13 protein-coding genes are annotated in these 15,586 nt (G+C 67.4%); 5 read left to right on the top strand and 8 right to left on the bottom strand.

Annotated elements, in window-relative coordinates; genetic code table 11:
- The first annotated feature begins 18 nt into the window (after positions 1-18).
- From ACSYHF_RS08225 to ACSYHF_RS08215, 3 genes are all read left to right on the top strand, one after another.
- A complete protein-coding gene (locus ACSYHF_RS08225) occupies positions 19-615 on the top strand; it encodes an IMPACT family protein (RefSeq protein WP_005416193.1) in 597 nt (198 codons plus the stop codon).
- Positions 608-2,380 (top strand): ABC transporter transmembrane domain-containing protein, encoded by a 1,773-nt coding sequence (locus ACSYHF_RS08220; RefSeq protein WP_005416192.1) that lies wholly within the window; start codon positions 608-610, stop codon positions 2,378-2,380. The genes ACSYHF_RS08225 and ACSYHF_RS08220 overlap by 8 nt, the downstream gene beginning before the upstream one ends.
- 70 nt (positions 2,381-2,450) lie before the next feature.
- Entirely contained in the window at positions 2,451-2,645 is a 195-nt protein-coding gene (locus ACSYHF_RS08215) for a hypothetical protein (RefSeq protein WP_447576227.1), read from the top strand.
- Between the two features lie 259 nt (positions 2,646-2,904).
- Here the strand turns inward: ACSYHF_RS08215 and ACSYHF_RS08210 are convergent, their stop codons facing one another.
- From ACSYHF_RS08210 to ACSYHF_RS08200, 3 genes are all read right to left on the bottom strand, one after another.
- Positions 2,905-4,029, bottom strand: coding sequence for a prephenate dehydrogenase (locus ACSYHF_RS08210; RefSeq protein ID WP_095377746.1), 1,125 nt, complete (start codon positions 4,027-4,029; stop codon positions 2,905-2,907).
- Positions 4,026-4,934, bottom strand: a complete 909-nt coding sequence (gene pdxY / locus ACSYHF_RS08205) for a pyridoxal kinase (RefSeq protein ID WP_375367811.1) — start codon at positions 4,932-4,934, stop codon at positions 4,026-4,028. Before pdxY ends, ACSYHF_RS08210 begins: the two co-directional genes overlap by 4 nt.
- A gap of 546 nt (positions 4,935-5,480) precedes the next feature.
- Entirely contained in the window at positions 5,481-6,680 is a 1,200-nt protein-coding gene (locus tag ACSYHF_RS08200; protein ID WP_005416188.1) for an MFS transporter, read from the bottom strand.
- Positions 6,681-6,752: 72 nt separating this feature from the next.
- On the opposite strand from ACSYHF_RS08200, the gene ACSYHF_RS08195 reads away from it, so the two are divergent.
- Positions 6,753-7,550 carry an AraC family transcriptional regulator gene (locus tag ACSYHF_RS08195; protein WP_338167879.1) on the top strand — a complete coding sequence of 266 codons (798 nt, stop codon included), beginning with the start codon at positions 6,753-6,755 and terminating at the stop codon, positions 7,548-7,550.
- A gap of 122 nt (positions 7,551-7,672) precedes the next feature.
- Here ACSYHF_RS08195 and dnaJ read toward each other — a convergent pair whose 3' ends face one another.
- The 4 genes from dnaJ to hrcA all read right to left on the bottom strand — a co-directional run bounded on the left by dnaJ (position 7,673) and on the right by hrcA (position 12,698).
- Positions 7,673-8,797 carry a molecular chaperone DnaJ gene (dnaJ, locus tag ACSYHF_RS08190; protein WP_138953731.1) on the bottom strand — a complete coding sequence of 375 codons (1,125 nt, stop codon included), beginning with the start codon at positions 8,795-8,797 and terminating at the stop codon, positions 7,673-7,675.
- A 154-nt stretch (positions 8,798-8,951) separates the two neighbouring features.
- Positions 8,952-10,874, bottom strand: a complete 1,923-nt coding sequence (gene dnaK / locus ACSYHF_RS08185; protein ID WP_005416183.1) for a molecular chaperone DnaK — start codon at positions 10,872-10,874, stop codon at positions 8,952-8,954.
- A 180-nt stretch (positions 10,875-11,054) separates the two neighbouring features.
- On the bottom strand, positions 11,055-11,570 hold the full coding sequence (gene grpE / locus ACSYHF_RS08180) for a nucleotide exchange factor GrpE (RefSeq protein WP_005416181.1): 516 nt from the start codon (positions 11,568-11,570) through the stop codon (positions 11,055-11,057).
- Positions 11,571-11,633: 63 nt separating this feature from the next.
- On the bottom strand, positions 11,634-12,698 hold the full coding sequence (gene hrcA, locus ACSYHF_RS08175; RefSeq protein WP_005416180.1) for a heat-inducible transcriptional repressor HrcA: 1,065 nt from the start codon (positions 12,696-12,698) through the stop codon (positions 11,634-11,636).
- Positions 12,699-12,813: 115 nt separating this feature from the next.
- On the opposite strand from hrcA, the gene recN reads away from it, so the two are divergent.
- Positions 12,814-14,475 carry a DNA repair protein RecN gene (gene recN, locus ACSYHF_RS08170; protein ID WP_065179665.1) on the top strand — a complete coding sequence of 554 codons (1,662 nt, stop codon included), beginning with the start codon at positions 12,814-12,816 and terminating at the stop codon, positions 14,473-14,475.
- A 134-nt stretch (positions 14,476-14,609) separates the two neighbouring features.
- Here recN and ACSYHF_RS08165 read toward each other — a convergent pair whose 3' ends face one another.
- Entirely contained in the window at positions 14,610-15,527 is a 918-nt protein-coding gene (locus ACSYHF_RS08165; protein ID WP_095377357.1) for a LysR family transcriptional regulator, read from the bottom strand.
- Between the last annotated feature and the right edge of the window lie 59 nt (positions 15,528-15,586).

The raw sequence follows: 15,586 nt of genomic DNA, 5'->3' as shown, positions 1-15,586 counted from the left end.
CCCCGTAGAATGACGGGAATGCTCGATACCCTCGCCCAGCCTGTCAGCCACACGCTGGAAGTCAAACACAGTCGTTTCATCGCCCATGCTGCGCCGATCGACAGCGCCGCAGCGGCCATGGCGATCCTGCAGCAGGTTGCAGCAGCCGACGCGACCCACAACTGCTGGGCCTACCGGTACGGCCAGGACTACCGCTCCAGCGATGATGGCGAGCCCGCTGGAACGGCCGGACGACCGATCCTGGCGGCAATCGATGGCCAGGGTTTCGACCGTGTGATGGTGGTGGTGACGCGCTGGTTCGGCGGCATCAAGCTGGGCGCCGGTGGACTGGTGCGCGCCTACGGTGGCGCTGCCGCCGAGTGCCTGCGCACCGCCCCCCGCCTGCCCCTGGTGGCGATGGCCCGGCTGCAGCTGCTGGCCGGCTTCGAGGACCTGGGCATCCTGCACGCCACCCTGCCCGCCTTCGGCGCCGGGAAACTCGATGAACAGTTCGATGCCAACGGCGTGTGCCTGCGGGCCGAATTGCCGGCCGATCAGGTCGATGCATTGAAAATCCGCCTGCGCGACGCCACCCGTGACCGTATCCGCATACAAGACGACAACCAGGATGACTGACAAGGACGACGCCCCTGCCTCGACCCCGCCGCTGCGCCGCCTTGGCAGCCTGCGGACGTTGTGGCCGTTCGTGCGCCGCCACAGCGGGTTGTTCACCGCCTGGCTGCTTGCCCTGGCGGTCTCTTCGGCCGCCACGCTGAGCCTGCCCCCCGCCGTGAAGCAGATGATCGACCACGGCTTCACCAGCGGTGGCCAGATCAACCGTGCCTTCGCCCTGCTGATGCTGGTGGCGGTGGTGCTGGCACTGGCGACGGCCGCACGGTTCTTCTTCGTGTCGCTGCTGGGCGAGAAGGTCGTCGCCGACCTGCGCAGCCGCCTGTATGCACACCTGATCCAGCTCGGCGCCGGTTTCCACGACCGCAGCCGCAGCGGCGAACTGGTCTCGCGCCTGACCGCCGACAGCGAACTGCTGCGCAGCGTGGTCGGCTCGACCATGTCGGTCGCCCTGCGCAGCAGCGTAACCGTGGTCGGCAGCCTGGCGATGCTGTTCGTCACCAGCCCGCGGCTGGCCGCGTGGTCACTGCTCGGCATCCCGCTGGCGGTGCTGCCGATCATCGTCGGCGCGCGCAAGCTGCGTACGGTTGCGCGCAGCAGCCAGGACCGCATCGCCGATGCCAACAGCCTGGCCAGCGAGACGCTGGGCGCCGTGCGCACGGTGCAGGCGCATGCGCGCGAGCCCTATGAGCGCGGGCGCTTTGACAAGGCGCTGGGCGATGCCATCGGTGCCGCACGCCGGCGCATCGGTGCGCAATCGCTGGTTACCGCCAGTGCCATCCTGTTGGTGTTTGGCGCCATCGTTGGCGTGCTGTGGCTGGGCGCGCACGATGTCATCGACGGCCGCCTCAGTGCCGGCACGCTGGGCCAGTTCGTGTTGTACGCGCTGATCGGCGGCGGCTCGGTGGGCGCCCTGGCCGAAGTGTGGAACGAGCTGCAGCGTGCGGCCGGTGGCATGGGCCGTATCGGCGAGCTGCTGCAGGAAGACATCGAGATCCGTGCGCCGGCGCAGCCGCACGCACTGCCGCAACCGCTACGCGGCGAAATCCAGTTCGACGACGTGGTGTTCCACTACCCGCAGCGCCCGGACCAGGCCGCGCTGGACCACTTCAACCTGCATGTCCGCCCGGGTGAGACCGTGGCCCTGGTCGGCCCGTCGGGCGCAGGCAAGAGCACGGTGCTGTCGATGCTGCTGCGCTTCCACGATCCGGCCAGCGGCCGCATCTGCGTGGATGGCATCGACGTGCGCCAGGTCGATCCGGCCGAGCTGCGCGCGCAGCTGGCACTGGTACCGCAGCAGCCGACGCTGTTCGCAGCCAGTGCACGCGACAACATCCGCTACGGCAGGCTGCAGGCCAGCGACGCCGAGGTCGAGGGCGCCGCACGTGCAGCAGAGGCCGATGGCTTCCTGCGGGCATTGCCGCAAGGCTACGACAGTGAACTGGGCGAGCGCGGCGCACGCCTGTCCGGTGGCCAGCAGCAGCGCGTGGCGATCGCCCGCGCGTTGCTGAAGGATGCGCCGATCCTGCTGCTCGATGAGGCCACCAGCGCACTGGATGCGCAGAGCGAGCATGGCGTGCAGCAGGCACTTGAGCGGCTGATGGCCGGTCGCACCACGCTGGTCATCGCCCACCGCCTGGCCACCGTGCTCAAGGCCGACCGCATCGTGGTGATGGACCAGGGCCGCATCGTCGCCGAAGGTACCCATGCGCAGCTGCTGGCCGAAGGCGGACTGTACGCTGAACTGGCACGACTGCAGTTCATCGATTGATGACGGCCGGCTAACATCGGCAAGACCAAGCTGGCCCCGCACCCGCAGCATCCGCTGAAGGAGGTACGCGATGTCGTTCCGTCAGTTCCCCGCCGTGGACAGTAATGGCGAAAGCCACATGATCATCGAATTCAAGCCCGAGGCGAACGGCAGCGGGCACCACTCCGAAGCCACGCCGCGCTATGAGCTGGATGACGGGCGCCAGCTGGTGCGCAATGGGCGTGAGTTCACCACCAGTGGTGGTGAACTGCGGTTGACGATTTGAGGTTCGCCGGGCATGGCCCGGCGCTACCGCATTCGTGCTGCTCCGCGCTCGCGCTACCGGATCTCCATCCTCCGCTCTGGCAGGTATCGACCTTGGTCGACACGCTTTTGGCCAAAAGCACCCGAGCATGGTTCAACCCTACAAAAAAGCGTGGCCAATTTTTCGCCAGGCATCTTGACAGCCTTTGCCAGCAAGGGCTGAGCGAGGTTATCCACACGTTTGCTCAGGATCCATCCACACCGCCTGTGGATGAATGTGGTCAGCCGAGCACCCGCCCGATGCCGCTGGCGTCCACTTCCGCGGCCGCCCGGGTGATCGCTGCCGGATCACTGCCGGCAATGAACCCGATGCGGAAGTGCACTTCGCCACCAGGCGTACGTGAGGAATGGATCGAGGCCAGGCTGATGCGATGCTGCTCGAACACGTTCAGCAGCTCGCGCAGCGAGCCGGGCCGATCTTCCGGCAGGTGTACTGACAGCGCGTTGCGCTCGGTCAGGTCAGCCAGCAGATAGCCCACGCGTTCGAACGTGTAGTTGCCGTCCGCCAGCGCCTGCTCGCCGAAGGCAGTGCGATTGGCCGACAGCAGTTGCTCGCGAAATGCACCACGTGCACCGTCGTCACCCTGCACGACCTGCGCCTGCAATGCCTGCAGCTGGCCCACCAGCCGCTCCAGCATCGGCGCCACGTACGGGTTGCCGAACTGGATGTCTTCGTAGATCGCCGGGTTGAGCGACAGGATGCGCGAAATGATCGCCGTATCCAGCTCGAACGATGCCGAACGGTACGGCATCATCGCAGCCAGATCGCCCAGCTGCGGCTGGTACTGGCGCAACACGCCGGCCTGGGCCAGATGGGTGGCATGCACCATCGCCTGCACCAGCGCCATCATCTGGTCGTGGTGCTGCGGCGTGGCCCGCACGCACTCGGCCTGCAGCGCGGCGCACAGCGTATCGACCCACGCCTGCCAAAGCTGCAGCCGCGCTTCGCAGACCACCATCACTCTGCCCTTCAGGGTCGGCGCCTTCGGCGGCGCGGTCATCGGGTGCAGGCCGACCACTTCGGCCCGCGACGCCAGCATCGCCTGCACCGGCGCCTCCTTTACCGAGGTCACATCCAGCCACAGCCTGCCCTGCTCGCGGCCCGCCGATTGCCGCACGTACTCGGCGATCAACGCCGGGGTGTGCCGGATCGGTGCCGAGAACACCAGCACATCGGCCTGCGCCAGCAGGTGTTCCGGCGTGTGCGAACCTGGGTCGGCCGGATCGTGGCCGATCACCTGCAACTGCAGGTGCTGCTGGAAGAAGCGGGTCAGCCAGCGCCCGTAGGCGCCAGCGCTGCCGATGATGCCGACCGTGCGCGGCGTGCGTGGGTCCAGGCCGCTCATGCCACGCGTTCGGCGCGGAAGCGCGTGCCTTCGGCCAGCGCCGCCGGCGCGGCGGCGACCACGTCGAATTCCTCGAAGCCGTTGTCCAGGGTCGCCTCCAGCGCCGCATGGGTGCCGGCAATCGCACGCGAAATCGCCTGCTGCATCGATTCGCCGCGCAGCAGGAACGACACCACCAGCGACATCAGCACATCGCCGGTACCCGCCACGTCCACCGGCAGCAGCGGCGAGGTCCAGCGCCAGGTTTCCTCGCGGCCGACGGCCAGGGTCACCAGTTCACCCGGGGTGCCGCCCACGCTGTGCGCGATCACCCAATGCGGGCCGCGATCCAGCAGCGTGCGCGCGGCGTCGATGGCATCGGCCTCGGCCAACGCCGGCATGCCGGTCAGGCGATTCAGTTCGAAAGCGTTCGGCGTCACCAGCCAGGCATGCGGCAACAGGCGCTCGGCGAAGATCGCTTCCAACCCGGGTTCCACGTAGGGGCCGGTGTGCGTGTCGCCAATCACCGGGTCCAGGCAATAGCGCAGCTGCGGGCAGGCCGGCAGGATGTCGTCCAGCCAGTCTGCGAAGGCGGCCCCGTTGGCGGTGCTGCCGAAATAGCCGGAGACGAGCATTTTCGCCCGCTGCGGCAGGCCGCGCTCGTGGGTGCCCAGCAACAGGTCGGCGAACCAGTCAGCGGGCAGCACGCGGCCACGCGTGGTGTCGTAGAAAGGCGCATTGCTCAGCAGCACGGTCGGGATTTCCGCCACGCGCACGCCCAGCGCGCGCATCGGCGGTACGGCGGCACTGTTGCCGGCGTGGCCGTAGACAAGTTGCGACTGGACCGAGATGACATCGATCGGCGACGGGCCATCCGGCCGCTGGCGGCGGCCGTGGACCAGGTGGTTATCAAGGGATTCGCTCATGGCCGCATTCTACGCCCGGTGGAGTGTTCGGCAGGGCTTGCAGCCCTGCACCTGCTCAATGCAACGGCAAGAGCCAAAGCCAGAGCGGCATTCCGTGGGATGGCGGGGCACTGTGGGTTTGCGGGGACGCCGTAAACCCGTCCATGGGGGCTTGGTCGCCGCATCCATGCGGCTCACACCCCGCAAACCCACAGTGCCCCGCCTTCGACAGGTTCATGCGGCTGTTGGTAGGTGTCGACCTTGGTCGACACATCTGTCAGATATCGAATGAATTCATCCACGCATGGCATGGGTCTACCGTGTCGACCAAGGTCGACACCTACCAGTGCCGGACGCTGTTCCAACAGATCGCGGAAAACCGTCGAAGGCGGGGTGGGTCCGGTGGCGGGGGCGTGAGCCGCATGGATGCGGCGACCGAGCTTACATGGACGTACTTGCAGCGGCCCCCGCCACCGGACCCACCCCGCCACCCCACGGATAGCGCGCTTCGGCTGTTGCCGTTGCCTCTGCGGGTGCAGGGCTGCAAGCCCTGCAAACCAAACCCCCTCAGTGAGCAGCAGGCCGCGACGGCGGCAACCACGCCGCCACGATGCCCAGCAACGGCAGGAACGCGGTCAGCTGGTAGACGTACTCGATGCTGGTCCTGTCCGCCAGCAGGCCGAGCACGGCGGCACCCAGCCCGCCCATACCGAACGCGAAACCGAAGAACAGGCCGGACACCATGCCGATGCGGTGCGGCATCATCTCCTGCGCATAGACCACGATCGCCGAGAACGCCGAAGACAGCACGAAGCCGATCAGCACCGCCAGCACCGTCGTCCACAACAGGTCGGCATGCGGCAGCATCAGCGCGAACGGCGCCACGCCGAGGATCGAGGTCCAGATGATCGGCTTGCGGCCGATCCGGTCACCCAACGGGCCGCCGAGGAAGCCGCCAGCGGCGGACGCCACCAGGAACGCGAACAGGTGCAGCTGCGCCTGCGCCACCGGAATGCCGAAATGGTGGATCAGGTAGAAGGTGAAGTAGCTGCCGATGCTGGCCATGTAGAAGTACTTGCTGAAGATCAGCACCAGCAGGATCGCCAGCACCTTGGCCACCGTGCGTGGTGGATGGCGCGGCGCCATCGAGGCGGTACTGGCCGGGCGCGGCGTGCCCAGATGCAACGCGTACCAGCGGCCAACATAAGTCAGCAATGCGATGCCGATCAGGGCCGCGCCTGCGAACCACGACGCGGCATGCTGGCCGTACGGCACGATCACTGCCGCCGCAATCAGCGGGCCCAACGCGGTACCGAAATTGCCCCCAACCTGGAACACCGACTGTGCGAAGCCATGACGGCCGCCCGAGGCGAGCCGCGCGATGCGCGAGGCCTCCGGATGGAAGATCGCCGAGCCGATGCCGACCATTGCCGCTGCCAGCAGCACCATCGCGTAGTTCGGCGCGAAGCCGAGCAGCAGCATGCCGCACAAGGTCGAGGCCATGCCGATCGGTAGCGAGTACGGTGCCGGGCGGCGGTCGGTGGCTACACCGATCAACGGCTGGAAGATCGACGCAGTGAGCTGGTAGGTCAGCGTGATCAGGCCGATCTGGGTGAAGCTGAGATTGAAGCCGCCCTTGATCACCGGATAGATGGCCAGGATCAGCGACTGCATCATGTCGTTGACGACGTGCGAGGTGGAAATGGCGGCCAGCACGCCGGGAGCCGCCGGGCGTGAGGTCGTTGCGGGAGAAGCCAGGGTGGACATGGACGCAGTCAGGTTGGGGGCGAGCCACGCATGCTACGGTTGCCCCTCTCTCCCTTCTGCCGCGTTCAGGTCATGCCCTATCGCAAAAAGGACATTGCCAGTGACGTCGATCCGGTCGCGCCCTGGCGGGAGGTTCCACTGCATCGCCCGGTCACCTATCGGGTCACCCAGTACCCCGTAGGTACCCACATCCCTGGTCACAAGCACCAGCGCCACCAGCTCGTCTACGCCATCTCCGGCCTGATGGTGGTGCGGTCGGCAGTCGGGCGCTGGGTGGTCCCATCGAACCGCGCGATCTGGATGCCGGCCGGCATGGTGCACGCGGTGGACTGCATCGCCGCCGTGCACATGCGCAGCCTGTACATCGATCCGTCGTTCGCCTTGCACCTGCCAGCCGAGCCGTTCGCGGTGCAGGTCTCGCCCCTGCTGCGCGAGCTGCTGCAGGCCGCCACGCTGGTCAAGGGCGAGCACATCGAGGACAGCCGCGATGGCCGCGTGGTCCGCCTGCTGCTGGACGAGCTGCACCGCATGGACGTGCTGCCGTTGCACCTGCCTGCGCCAAGCGACCCGCGCCTGCAGCGGATCTGCCAGCACCTGCAGAAGCACCCCGGCGATGACGCCACGCTGCAGGACTGGGCGCAGGCGCTGGAGGTGGACGTGAAAACCATCCAGCGGCGCTTCGCCACCGAGCTGGGCATGACCTTCGGGCAGTGGCGGCAGCAGGCAAGGCTGCTGGCCGCGATGGAGCGGTTGGCGATCGGCGACAAGGTCATCGATGTCGCGCTGGCGACGGGCTACGACAGCCCCAGCGCGTTCACCAGCATGTTCAAGCGCCAGCTGGGGCAGACACCTGCGGCGTTTTTCCGGTAACGCCGTCCACGCATGGCGTGGATCCACCATCGCGGCGCATGCCCGGCGGAAACCATCGCAGATCGCAAACGAGAACGCCGGGCATGGCCCGGCGCTTCCGCTCAACGCTTCCGTTGAAGAACTCAGGACGTCATCCGGTCCCAGAAGCCCTTCACGCCGTCGATGAAAGTGGCCGATTTCGGCGAATGCTTGCGCGCTTCCTCGCCGACGAAGGTGGCTTCGAACTGTTCCAGCAGCTTGCGCTGCTCGTTGGTGAGGTTCACCGGCGTCTCCACCACCACGCGGCAGTACAGGTCGCCTTCGCTGCGGCTGCGCACCGAACGCACGCCCTTGCCGCGCAGGCGGAACAGCTTGCCGGTCTGGGTCTCGGCCGGGATGCGGATCTCCGCTTCGCCGCCGAGGGTGGCCACGCGCACGGTGTCGCCCAGCGCCGCCTGCGAGATGCGGATCGGCACTTCGCAGTGCAGATCATCGCCATCGCGCTGGAAGATGGCATGCTCGCGCACGCGCACTTCCACGTACAGATCACCCGGCGGCGTGCCGGCCGGGCCGGCCTCGCCCTCGCCCTGCAGGCGGATGCGGTCGCCGGTGTCGACGCCGGCCGGCACCTTCACCGACAGCACCTTGTCTTCCTCGACACGGCCGTTGCCGTGGCAGGTCTTGCAGGGCTTGGCGATGATCTGGCCACGGCCGCCGCAGTTGTGGCAGGCCTGCTGCATGGCGAAGATGCCGCGCTGGATGCGCACCTGACCACGGCCATGGCACACGTTGCAGGTCTCGACCTTGCCGTCTTCGGAGCCACTGCCATCGCAGTCGCCGCATTCGGCCAGGGTCGGGATCTCGATCCGGCGCTCGACGCCGCGCACGGCCTCTTCCAGGTCCAGTTCCATCACGTAGCCGATGTCGGCGCCGCGACGGGCCTGGCGCGGACCACCGCCGCCACCGCCAAAAATGTTGCCGAAGATATCGCCGAAGATATCGTTCATGTCCGGGCCGCCCGGACCACCACCACCCATGCCATGCTCGAACGCGGCGTGGCCGTGGCTGTCGTACATGCGGCGCTTGTTGCCGTCGGACAGCACTTCGTAGGCTTCCTTGCACTCCTTGAAGGAGGCTTCGGCCGCCGCATCACCCGGGTTGCGGTCCGGGTGGAACTTCATCGCGCAGCGACGGTAGGCCTTCTTCAGCTCTTCGTCGGTGGCGGTGCGGGCAACGCCCAGCACTTCGTAGTAATCGCGCTTGCTCATATCGTGAATCGGGTTCCGGAACGTCGGGATTCGTCAAAGCGGAAGAGCGGAACCAGGTCCGCTCTTGCGTCGGGCGCCCCGACACGCCGGTAGGCGGTCAGGACCCTGATGCGACAACGGGACGCTGGTGGCCAGCGTCCCGCGTCGGTCCGGATCAGGACTTCTTGTCGTCCTTGACTTCGGTGAACTCAGCGTCGACCACGTCGTCCTGCGCCTTGCCGGCATTGCCGGCGTCGGCACCCGGGGCACCGCCCTGGTCGGCCGAAGCAGCGGCGAACAGCGACTGGCCAGCTTCTTCCAGTGCCTTCGACTTGGCTTCGATCTGTGCCTTGTCGTCGCCCTTCATCGCGGTTTCCAGGTCAGCCAGCGCCGCCTCGACCTTGCCGATGACATCGCCGCCGACCTTGCTGCCGTGCTCGGTGATGGCGCTGCGGGTGCCGTGGATCAGGGCGTCGGCCTGGTTGCGGGCCTGCACCAGTTCCTGGAACTTCTTGTCTTCTTCGCGGTTGGCTTCCGCGTCGGCGACCATGCGCGCGATCTCCTCCTCGGACAGGCCCGAACCGGCCTTGATCTCGACCTTCTGTTCCTTGTTGGTCTTCTTGTCCTTGGCCGACACGTGCAGGATGCCGTTGGCGTCGATGTCGAAGGACACTTCCACCTGCGGCAGACCGCGCGGGGCCGGCTCGATGCCGGACAGGTCGAACTTGGCCAGCGACTTGTTGAAGCGGGCCTGTTCGCGCTCACCCTGCAGCACGTGCACGGTCACGGCCGACTGGTTGTCCTCGGCGGTGGAGAACACCTGCGAGGCCTTGGTCGGGATGGTGGTGTTCTTCTCGATGATCTTGGTGAACACGCCACCCATGGTTTCGATACCCAGCGACAGCGGGGTCACGTCCAGCAGCAGCACGTCCTTGACGTCGCCGCCCAGCACGCCGCCCTGGATCGCCGCACCCAGTGCCACGGCTTCGTCCGGGTTGACGTCCTTGCGCGGTTCCTTGCCGAAGAACTCGGTCACCGCCTGCTGCACCTTCGGCATGCGGGTCTGGCCGCCGACCAGGATCACTTCGCTGATGTCGCTCGAACGCAGGCCGGCATCGTTCAGGGCGACGCGGCACGGCTCGATCGACTTCTTGATCAGGTCGTCCACCAGTGCTTCCAGCTTGGCGCGGGTCAGCTTGATGTTCAGGTGCTTCGGACCCGACGCGTCAGCGGTGACGTACGGCAGGTTCACTTCGGTCTGCTGGGCGCTGGACAGCTCGATCTTGGCGCGCTCGGCAGCATCCTTCAGGCGCTGCAGGGCCAGCGGATCCTTGCGCAGGTCGATGCCCTGGTCCTTGTTGAATTCTTCAACCAGGTACTCGATGACGCGGTTGTCGAAGTCTTCGCCACCCAGGAAAGTGTCGCCGTTGGTGGCCAGCACTTCGAACTGCTTCTCGCCGTCGACATTGGCGATCTCGATCACCGAGACGTCGAAGGTGCCGCCGCCCAGGTCGTACACCACGATCTTGCGATCCTTGTTGTCGCCCTTGTCCAGGCCGTAGGCCAGCGCAGCCGCGGTCGGCTCGTTGATGATGCGCTTGACGTCCAGGCCAGCGATGCGACCGGCGTCCTTGGTCGCCTGGCGCTGGCTGTCGTTGAAGTAGGCCGGCACGGTAATGACCGCTTCGGTGACCTTCTCACCGAGGAAGTCCTCGGCGGTCTTCTTCATCTTCTCCAGCACCTTGGCCGAGATTTCCTGCGGGGCCATCTTCTTGCCGTCGCTGGTGGCGACCCAGGCATCGCCATTGTCATGGGCCAGGATGCTGTACGGGACGTGGGCGATGTCCTTCTGCACCTCGCCATCGGTGAACTTGCGGCCGATCAGGCGCTTCACCGCGTAGAAGGTGTTCTTCGGGTTGGTCACGGCCTGGCGCTTGGCCGAGGCACCGACCAGGACTTCGCCGTCCTTGGTGTAGGCGACGATCGACGGGGTGGTGCGATCGCCTTCCGAATTCTCGATGACGCGGGCCTTGCCGCCGTCCATGATCGCCACGCACGAGTTGGTGGTGCCGAGGTCGATACCAATGATCTTGCCCATGGGGGAGACTCCTGAGGATGCTTGTTGGGGTCAGTCCGGCCGTTCGGCCGGTGGATGAATACGATGTGGGGAAGGCCCGTGGAACATTCAAGCCACCTCCCGAACGCTGTGTTTCCGACGATCCGGCGCGTTCAGCGTCGGGTCGGGTGACGGGTCTGTCCGCCGCCCGGCCCTGCCGGATCAGTCGGCGGCCACCACCACCAGCGCCGGCCGCAGCAGGCGCTCGTTGAGCAGGTAGCCCTTCTGGAACACGGTCACCACGCTGCCCGGGGCAGCGCCCGGGGTCGGCACCTGGCTGATGGCCTGGTGGTGTTCCGGGTTGAACGGCTGGCCGATCGGATCCAGCAGCGCCAGGCCGTTGTCGGCGGCGACCTTCAGCAGCTGCTTGTAGGTCAGCTCCAAGCCTTCGCGCAGCGGGTGCGGGTCGTCGCCGGCGGCCTTCAGGCCGGCATCCAGGCTGTCGAACACCGGCAGCAGCTCGCCCAGCAGCTTCTCGTTGGCGAACTTGCGGGCCTGCTCGATGTCACGGGCAACACGCTTGCGCTGGTTTTCCAGGTCGGCGCGCTCACGCAGCGCATCGGCCTTGACCTGCTCGACTTCGGCGCGCAGGCGCTCGACTTCGTCGTTGACGCCGGCGGTGGCAGCCGCATCGGCGGCACTCTGCTGGGATTCGATATCTGGATGTTCGTGGTTCATGTCTGGGTCCCTGGCGGTCACTCTCCGCCTCCACCCACCCTAGTGTGGGCGGGATGCTGCGTTTCAAGCGTCGGATGTTCCCGGCGTGCGTCCGGCCGGTGAAAAGGCCGCGCCAAGCACATCGGCGGTGGCCTGGACCAGCGGGATCACCCGGTCGTAGGCCATCCGCTTGGGACCGATCACGCCCAGCACGCCCAGCACCTGGCCATTGGCGGTGTACGGGGCAGTGACCAGCGAGACGCCCTGCAGCGGCATCATTCCGGTCTCTTCGCCGATGAAGATGCGCACCCCCGGCGCCTGGATGGTCCGCTCCAGCAGCTGCAGGATCTCGCGCTTGCTGGAGAACAGCTCGAACAGTTCGCGCAGGCGCTCCAGGTCGGACAGGTCCTGCACGCCCATCAAGCGGGTCTGCCCGGCCACCAGCATGTCGTCGGCCGCCGGCTGCAGGGCCTGCTCGGCCAGTTCGATGCTGTGGGCCAGCAACTGCTCCAGTTCGGACCGGGCGTCGCGCAGCTCCAGCAGCAGTCGGGTACGGATCTCGGCCATCGGCAGGCCGGCGAAATGCGCATTGAGGTAGTTGGCGACCTGCTCCAGCTGGCCTGGCGCAAACTCCTGCCGGGTCTCGATCACCCGGTTCTGCACCTCGTTGTCGGCAAATACCAGGATCGCCAGCACCCGGCGCCCATCCAGCGCCACGAAATCGATCTGGCGGAAGGCGAACTGCTCGCGCCGCGGTGCGCTGACCACGCCGACGAAGTGGCTCATCGCCGACAGCAGCTCCGAGGCGCTGCCGAGCAGGGCCTGGGTGCTGCCGCCACCGGCCAGTTCCTGGCGCAACCGGGCCAGCTCGCCCTCGCCCGGCGGCTGCATCTGCAGCAGGCTGTCGACGAACACCCGGTAGCCATGCGCGGTCGGGACGCGGCCGGCCGAGGTATGTGGCGAGGCCAGCAGGCCCAGATCCTCCAGGTCGCCCAGGATGTTGCGGATGGTGGCCGGGCTGACCTCCAGGCCGGCCACGCGCGCCAGCGTCTGCGAGCCGACCGGCTCGCCGTCCTGGATGTATCGCGCGATCAGCGTGCGCAGCAGGTGGCGCGCACGCGGGGCAAGCTGGTCGGGAGAACCGTGCATGGAATCAACCTGTGAGACACGGACACTAGATAATGGCGGCGCATCGCCTTGGCAAGTCATTGGACCTCCCGCGCCCGCGTGCTAGCGTTGCGCGGCTGCTGACACCCCCTTACCCATGCTCAGACATCTTTCGATCAAGGATTTCGCCGTCGTCCGCGCCACCGAACTGGAGTTCGGGCCAGGCATGACCGTGGTTTCAGGCGAGACTGGCGCCGGCAAGTCGCTGATGGTCGACGCACTGGGCTTCCTGTCCGGCCTGCGCGCTGACAGCGGCGTGGTCCGCCATGGTGCCGCACGCGCCGAGCTTTCCGCCGAGTTCGCGCTGGAGCAGCTGCAGGCCGCCCGCCAGTGGCTGGCCGACAACGAGCTGGACGACGAGGACCAATGCCAGCTGCGCCGCGTGATCCGCGCCGACGGCGGCTCGCGGGCCTGGATCAATGGCCGCCCGGTGACGCTGGCACAGCTGGGCGACCTGGCCTCGCTGCTGGTGGAGATCCACGGCCAGCATGAACAGCAGGCGCTGCTGGCGCGCCCGTCGCAGCTGGCCCTGCTGGATGCCTATGCCGGCAACGAGAACGAGCGCCGCCAGGTGCGCCACGCCGCCGCGGCCTGGCAGGCACTGGTCGATGAATCGCTGGCGTTGTCGCAACAGGGCGACGTCAGTGACCGGATCGGCTTCCTGGAGCACCAGCTGCGCGAACTGGACCGCGAGGACCTGGAACCGGAATCGATTGCCGCGCTTGGCGCCAGCCACCGTCGCCAGGCCCACGCCAGCGCCCTGCTGAGCGCCTGCCAGGCGGCCAGCAACCAGCTCAACGGTGAAGACGGCAGCTCCGCGCTGGACCTGCTGCAGCAAGTGCGCCACGAGCTGTCGCGGCTGGTCGAGCACGACCCGCGCCTGGGCGAGGTGGACGGCCTGATCGAGAACGCCTCGATCCAGCTGCACGAAGCCCTGTCGCTGCTGGACCGGGTGCATGACGACCTCGACGCCGACCCGGAACAGTTCGAGGAGAACGAGCGCCGCCTCGGCCGCCTGCACGACCTGGCCCGCAAGCACCGCGTGCCGATGGACGAGCTGGGCGCGCAACGTGAGCGCATGCATGCCGAAGTGGAGCAGCTGCGTGGCGCCGACGAGCGCCTGCAGCGCCTGGCCGGCGAGATCGACAAGGCCGCCGCCGCCTGGCGCGTACAGGCTGAAGTGCTGACCGCCAGCCGCCGCAGCGCCGCTGCCGAACTGTCGGCCACCACCACCGGCATCATCGCCGAGCTCGGCATGGGCGGCGGCCAGTTCCTGATCGAACTGGAGCCACAGGACAGCGGCAAGCCCGACCCGCAGGGTGCCGAGCGCGTCGAGTTCCTGGTGGCGGCCAACGCCGGCCAACCGCCGCGCGCCCTGCGCAAGGTGGCCTCGGGCGGTGAACTGTCACGTATTTCGCTGGCCATCGAAGTGGCCGCGCTGGACCTGGATGCGGTGCCGACCATGGTGTTTGACGAGGTCGACTCCGGCATCGGCGGCGCGGTGGCTGACATCGTCGGCCAGAAGCTGCGCGCGCTCGGCGAGAAGCGCCAGGTGCTGTGCGTGACCCACCTGCCGCAGGTCGCCTCCAAGGGCCACGCCCATTACCGGGTCAGCAAGGCCCCGGTGGAAGGCATGACCCAGAGCGCAGTGGAAAAGCTGGACAACAAGGCGCGCGAGGAAGAGCTGGCGCGCATGCTCGGCGGCGTGGAAGTGAGCAAGGAAGCGCGCGCCGCCGCCCGCAAGCTGCTGCAGGCCTGAGGCCTGTTCACGGTTATCCACGCATGGCGTGGATCTACAACCCACCCGCACGGTAGTGCCGGCCGCTGGCCGGCAACCCAACACCGGTGGACGATGATCGTGAGGTTGCCGGCCAGCGGCCGGCACTACCCGTATCACCCCAACGGCCGCGTCAGGTCGACGTTCTCCACCAGGAAATCGAGGAACGCGCGCACCCGCAGCGGCAGGTAACCGCCCTGCCCGAGGAACACCGCGTGCACCTCTTCCAGGTCACCGGGATTGGCCTCTTCCAGCACCGGCAGCAAGCGCCCGGCAGCAATGTCCTCCTGCACCTGGAATTCCGCCAGCCGCGCCATGCCCAGCCCGCCCAGCACCAGCTGGCGCAGCGCATCGCCGTTGCTGGCGCGGGCATTGCCACTGGGCAGCAGCATCCGCTCGCGCCCCTCCTGCAGCAACGGCCACCCCTGCATCGCACGGGCATGGCCGATGTCCAGCCGGTTGTGCGACTGCAGCTCCTCGGCAGTGCGTGGCAGCCCGTGCCGCTGCGCGTAGGCCGGTGCAGCCACGATCATCATCCGCGTCGCGCCCAGCCGTCGCGCCACCAGACTGGAGCTCTTCAGCGGCCCGGCCCGCACTGCCACATCGGTGCGCTGCTCCAGCAGGTCGATCACCTCGTCGTTGAGGGTCAGGTCCACGCCCACCTGCGGGTTACGCTCAAGAAACGCCGGCAGCAGCGGCAACAGGAAATGGCGGCCAAACGGCACGTTGGAGTTGACCCGTAGCCGCCCGCGCGGCTCGGCATGGGCGCTGGCACAACGCTCGGCCTCGTCCAGGTCGGCCAGCACGCGCAGGCCACGCTCGTAGAACGCGCAGCCTTCCGGGGTCAGCTGCAGCTGGCGGGTGGAGCGTTGCAGCAGGCGCGTGCCCAGCCGTTGCTCCAGCCGCGCCACCAGCTTGCTCACCGCCGACGGCGTCATGTCCAGCGTGCGGGCCGCAGCGGAAAAGCCACCGGTCTCGATCACCCGCACGAACACTTCCAGTTCGCCGGATCGGTTGATGTCGGGTCGCGCCATGGCGATGAATCCAGTTCACAGATGATTGTCCGTGCGCAGTCTAGTTCACAGATAAGCAC

This window comes from Stenotrophomonas maltophilia group sp. P373 (genome assembly GCF_053295075.1).
Note: the sequence above shows the minus strand (reverse complement) of the source record. Positions and strands in the feature narration are given on the sequence as shown.

What these genes read in the sequence shown, in the direction of transcription:
- ACSYHF_RS08225 (WP_005416193.1), top strand. Translation starts at nt 19, where the DNA reads ATGCTCGATACCCTCGCCCAGCCTGTCAGCCACACGCTGGAAGTCAAA.
- ACSYHF_RS08220 (WP_005416192.1), top strand. Translation starts at nt 608, where the DNA reads ATGACTGACAAGGACGACGCCCCTGCCTCGACCCCGCCGCTGCGCCGC.
- ACSYHF_RS08215 (WP_447576227.1), top strand. Translation starts at nt 2,451, where the DNA reads ATGTCGTTCCGTCAGTTCCCCGCCGTGGACAGTAATGGCGAAAGCCAC.
- ACSYHF_RS08210 (WP_095377746.1), bottom strand. Translation starts at nt 4,029, where the DNA reads ATGAGCGGCCTGGACCCACGCACGCCGCGCACGGTCGGCATCATCGGC.
- pdxY (WP_375367811.1), bottom strand. Translation starts at nt 4,934, where the DNA reads ATGAGCGAATCCCTTGATAACCACCTGGTCCACGGCCGCCGCCAGCGG.
- ACSYHF_RS08200 (WP_005416188.1), bottom strand. Translation starts at nt 6,680, where the DNA reads ATGTCCACCCTGGCTTCTCCCGCAACGACCTCACGCCCGGCGGCTCCC.
- ACSYHF_RS08195 (WP_338167879.1), top strand. Translation starts at nt 6,753, where the DNA reads ATGCCCTATCGCAAAAAGGACATTGCCAGTGACGTCGATCCGGTCGCG.
- dnaJ (WP_138953731.1), bottom strand. Translation starts at nt 8,797, where the DNA reads ATGAGCAAGCGCGATTACTACGAAGTGCTGGGCGTTGCCCGCACCGCC.
- dnaK (WP_005416183.1), bottom strand. Translation starts at nt 10,874, where the DNA reads ATGGGCAAGATCATTGGTATCGACCTCGGCACCACCAACTCGTGCGTG.
- grpE (WP_005416181.1), bottom strand. Translation starts at nt 11,570, where the DNA reads ATGAACCACGAACATCCAGATATCGAATCCCAGCAGAGTGCCGCCGAT.
- hrcA (WP_005416180.1), bottom strand. Translation starts at nt 12,698, where the DNA reads ATGCACGGTTCTCCCGACCAGCTTGCCCCGCGTGCGCGCCACCTGCTG.
- recN (WP_065179665.1), top strand. Translation starts at nt 12,814, where the DNA reads ATGCTCAGACATCTTTCGATCAAGGATTTCGCCGTCGTCCGCGCCACC.
- ACSYHF_RS08165 (WP_095377357.1), bottom strand. Translation starts at nt 15,527, where the DNA reads ATGGCGCGACCCGACATCAACCGATCCGGCGAACTGGAAGTGTTCGTG.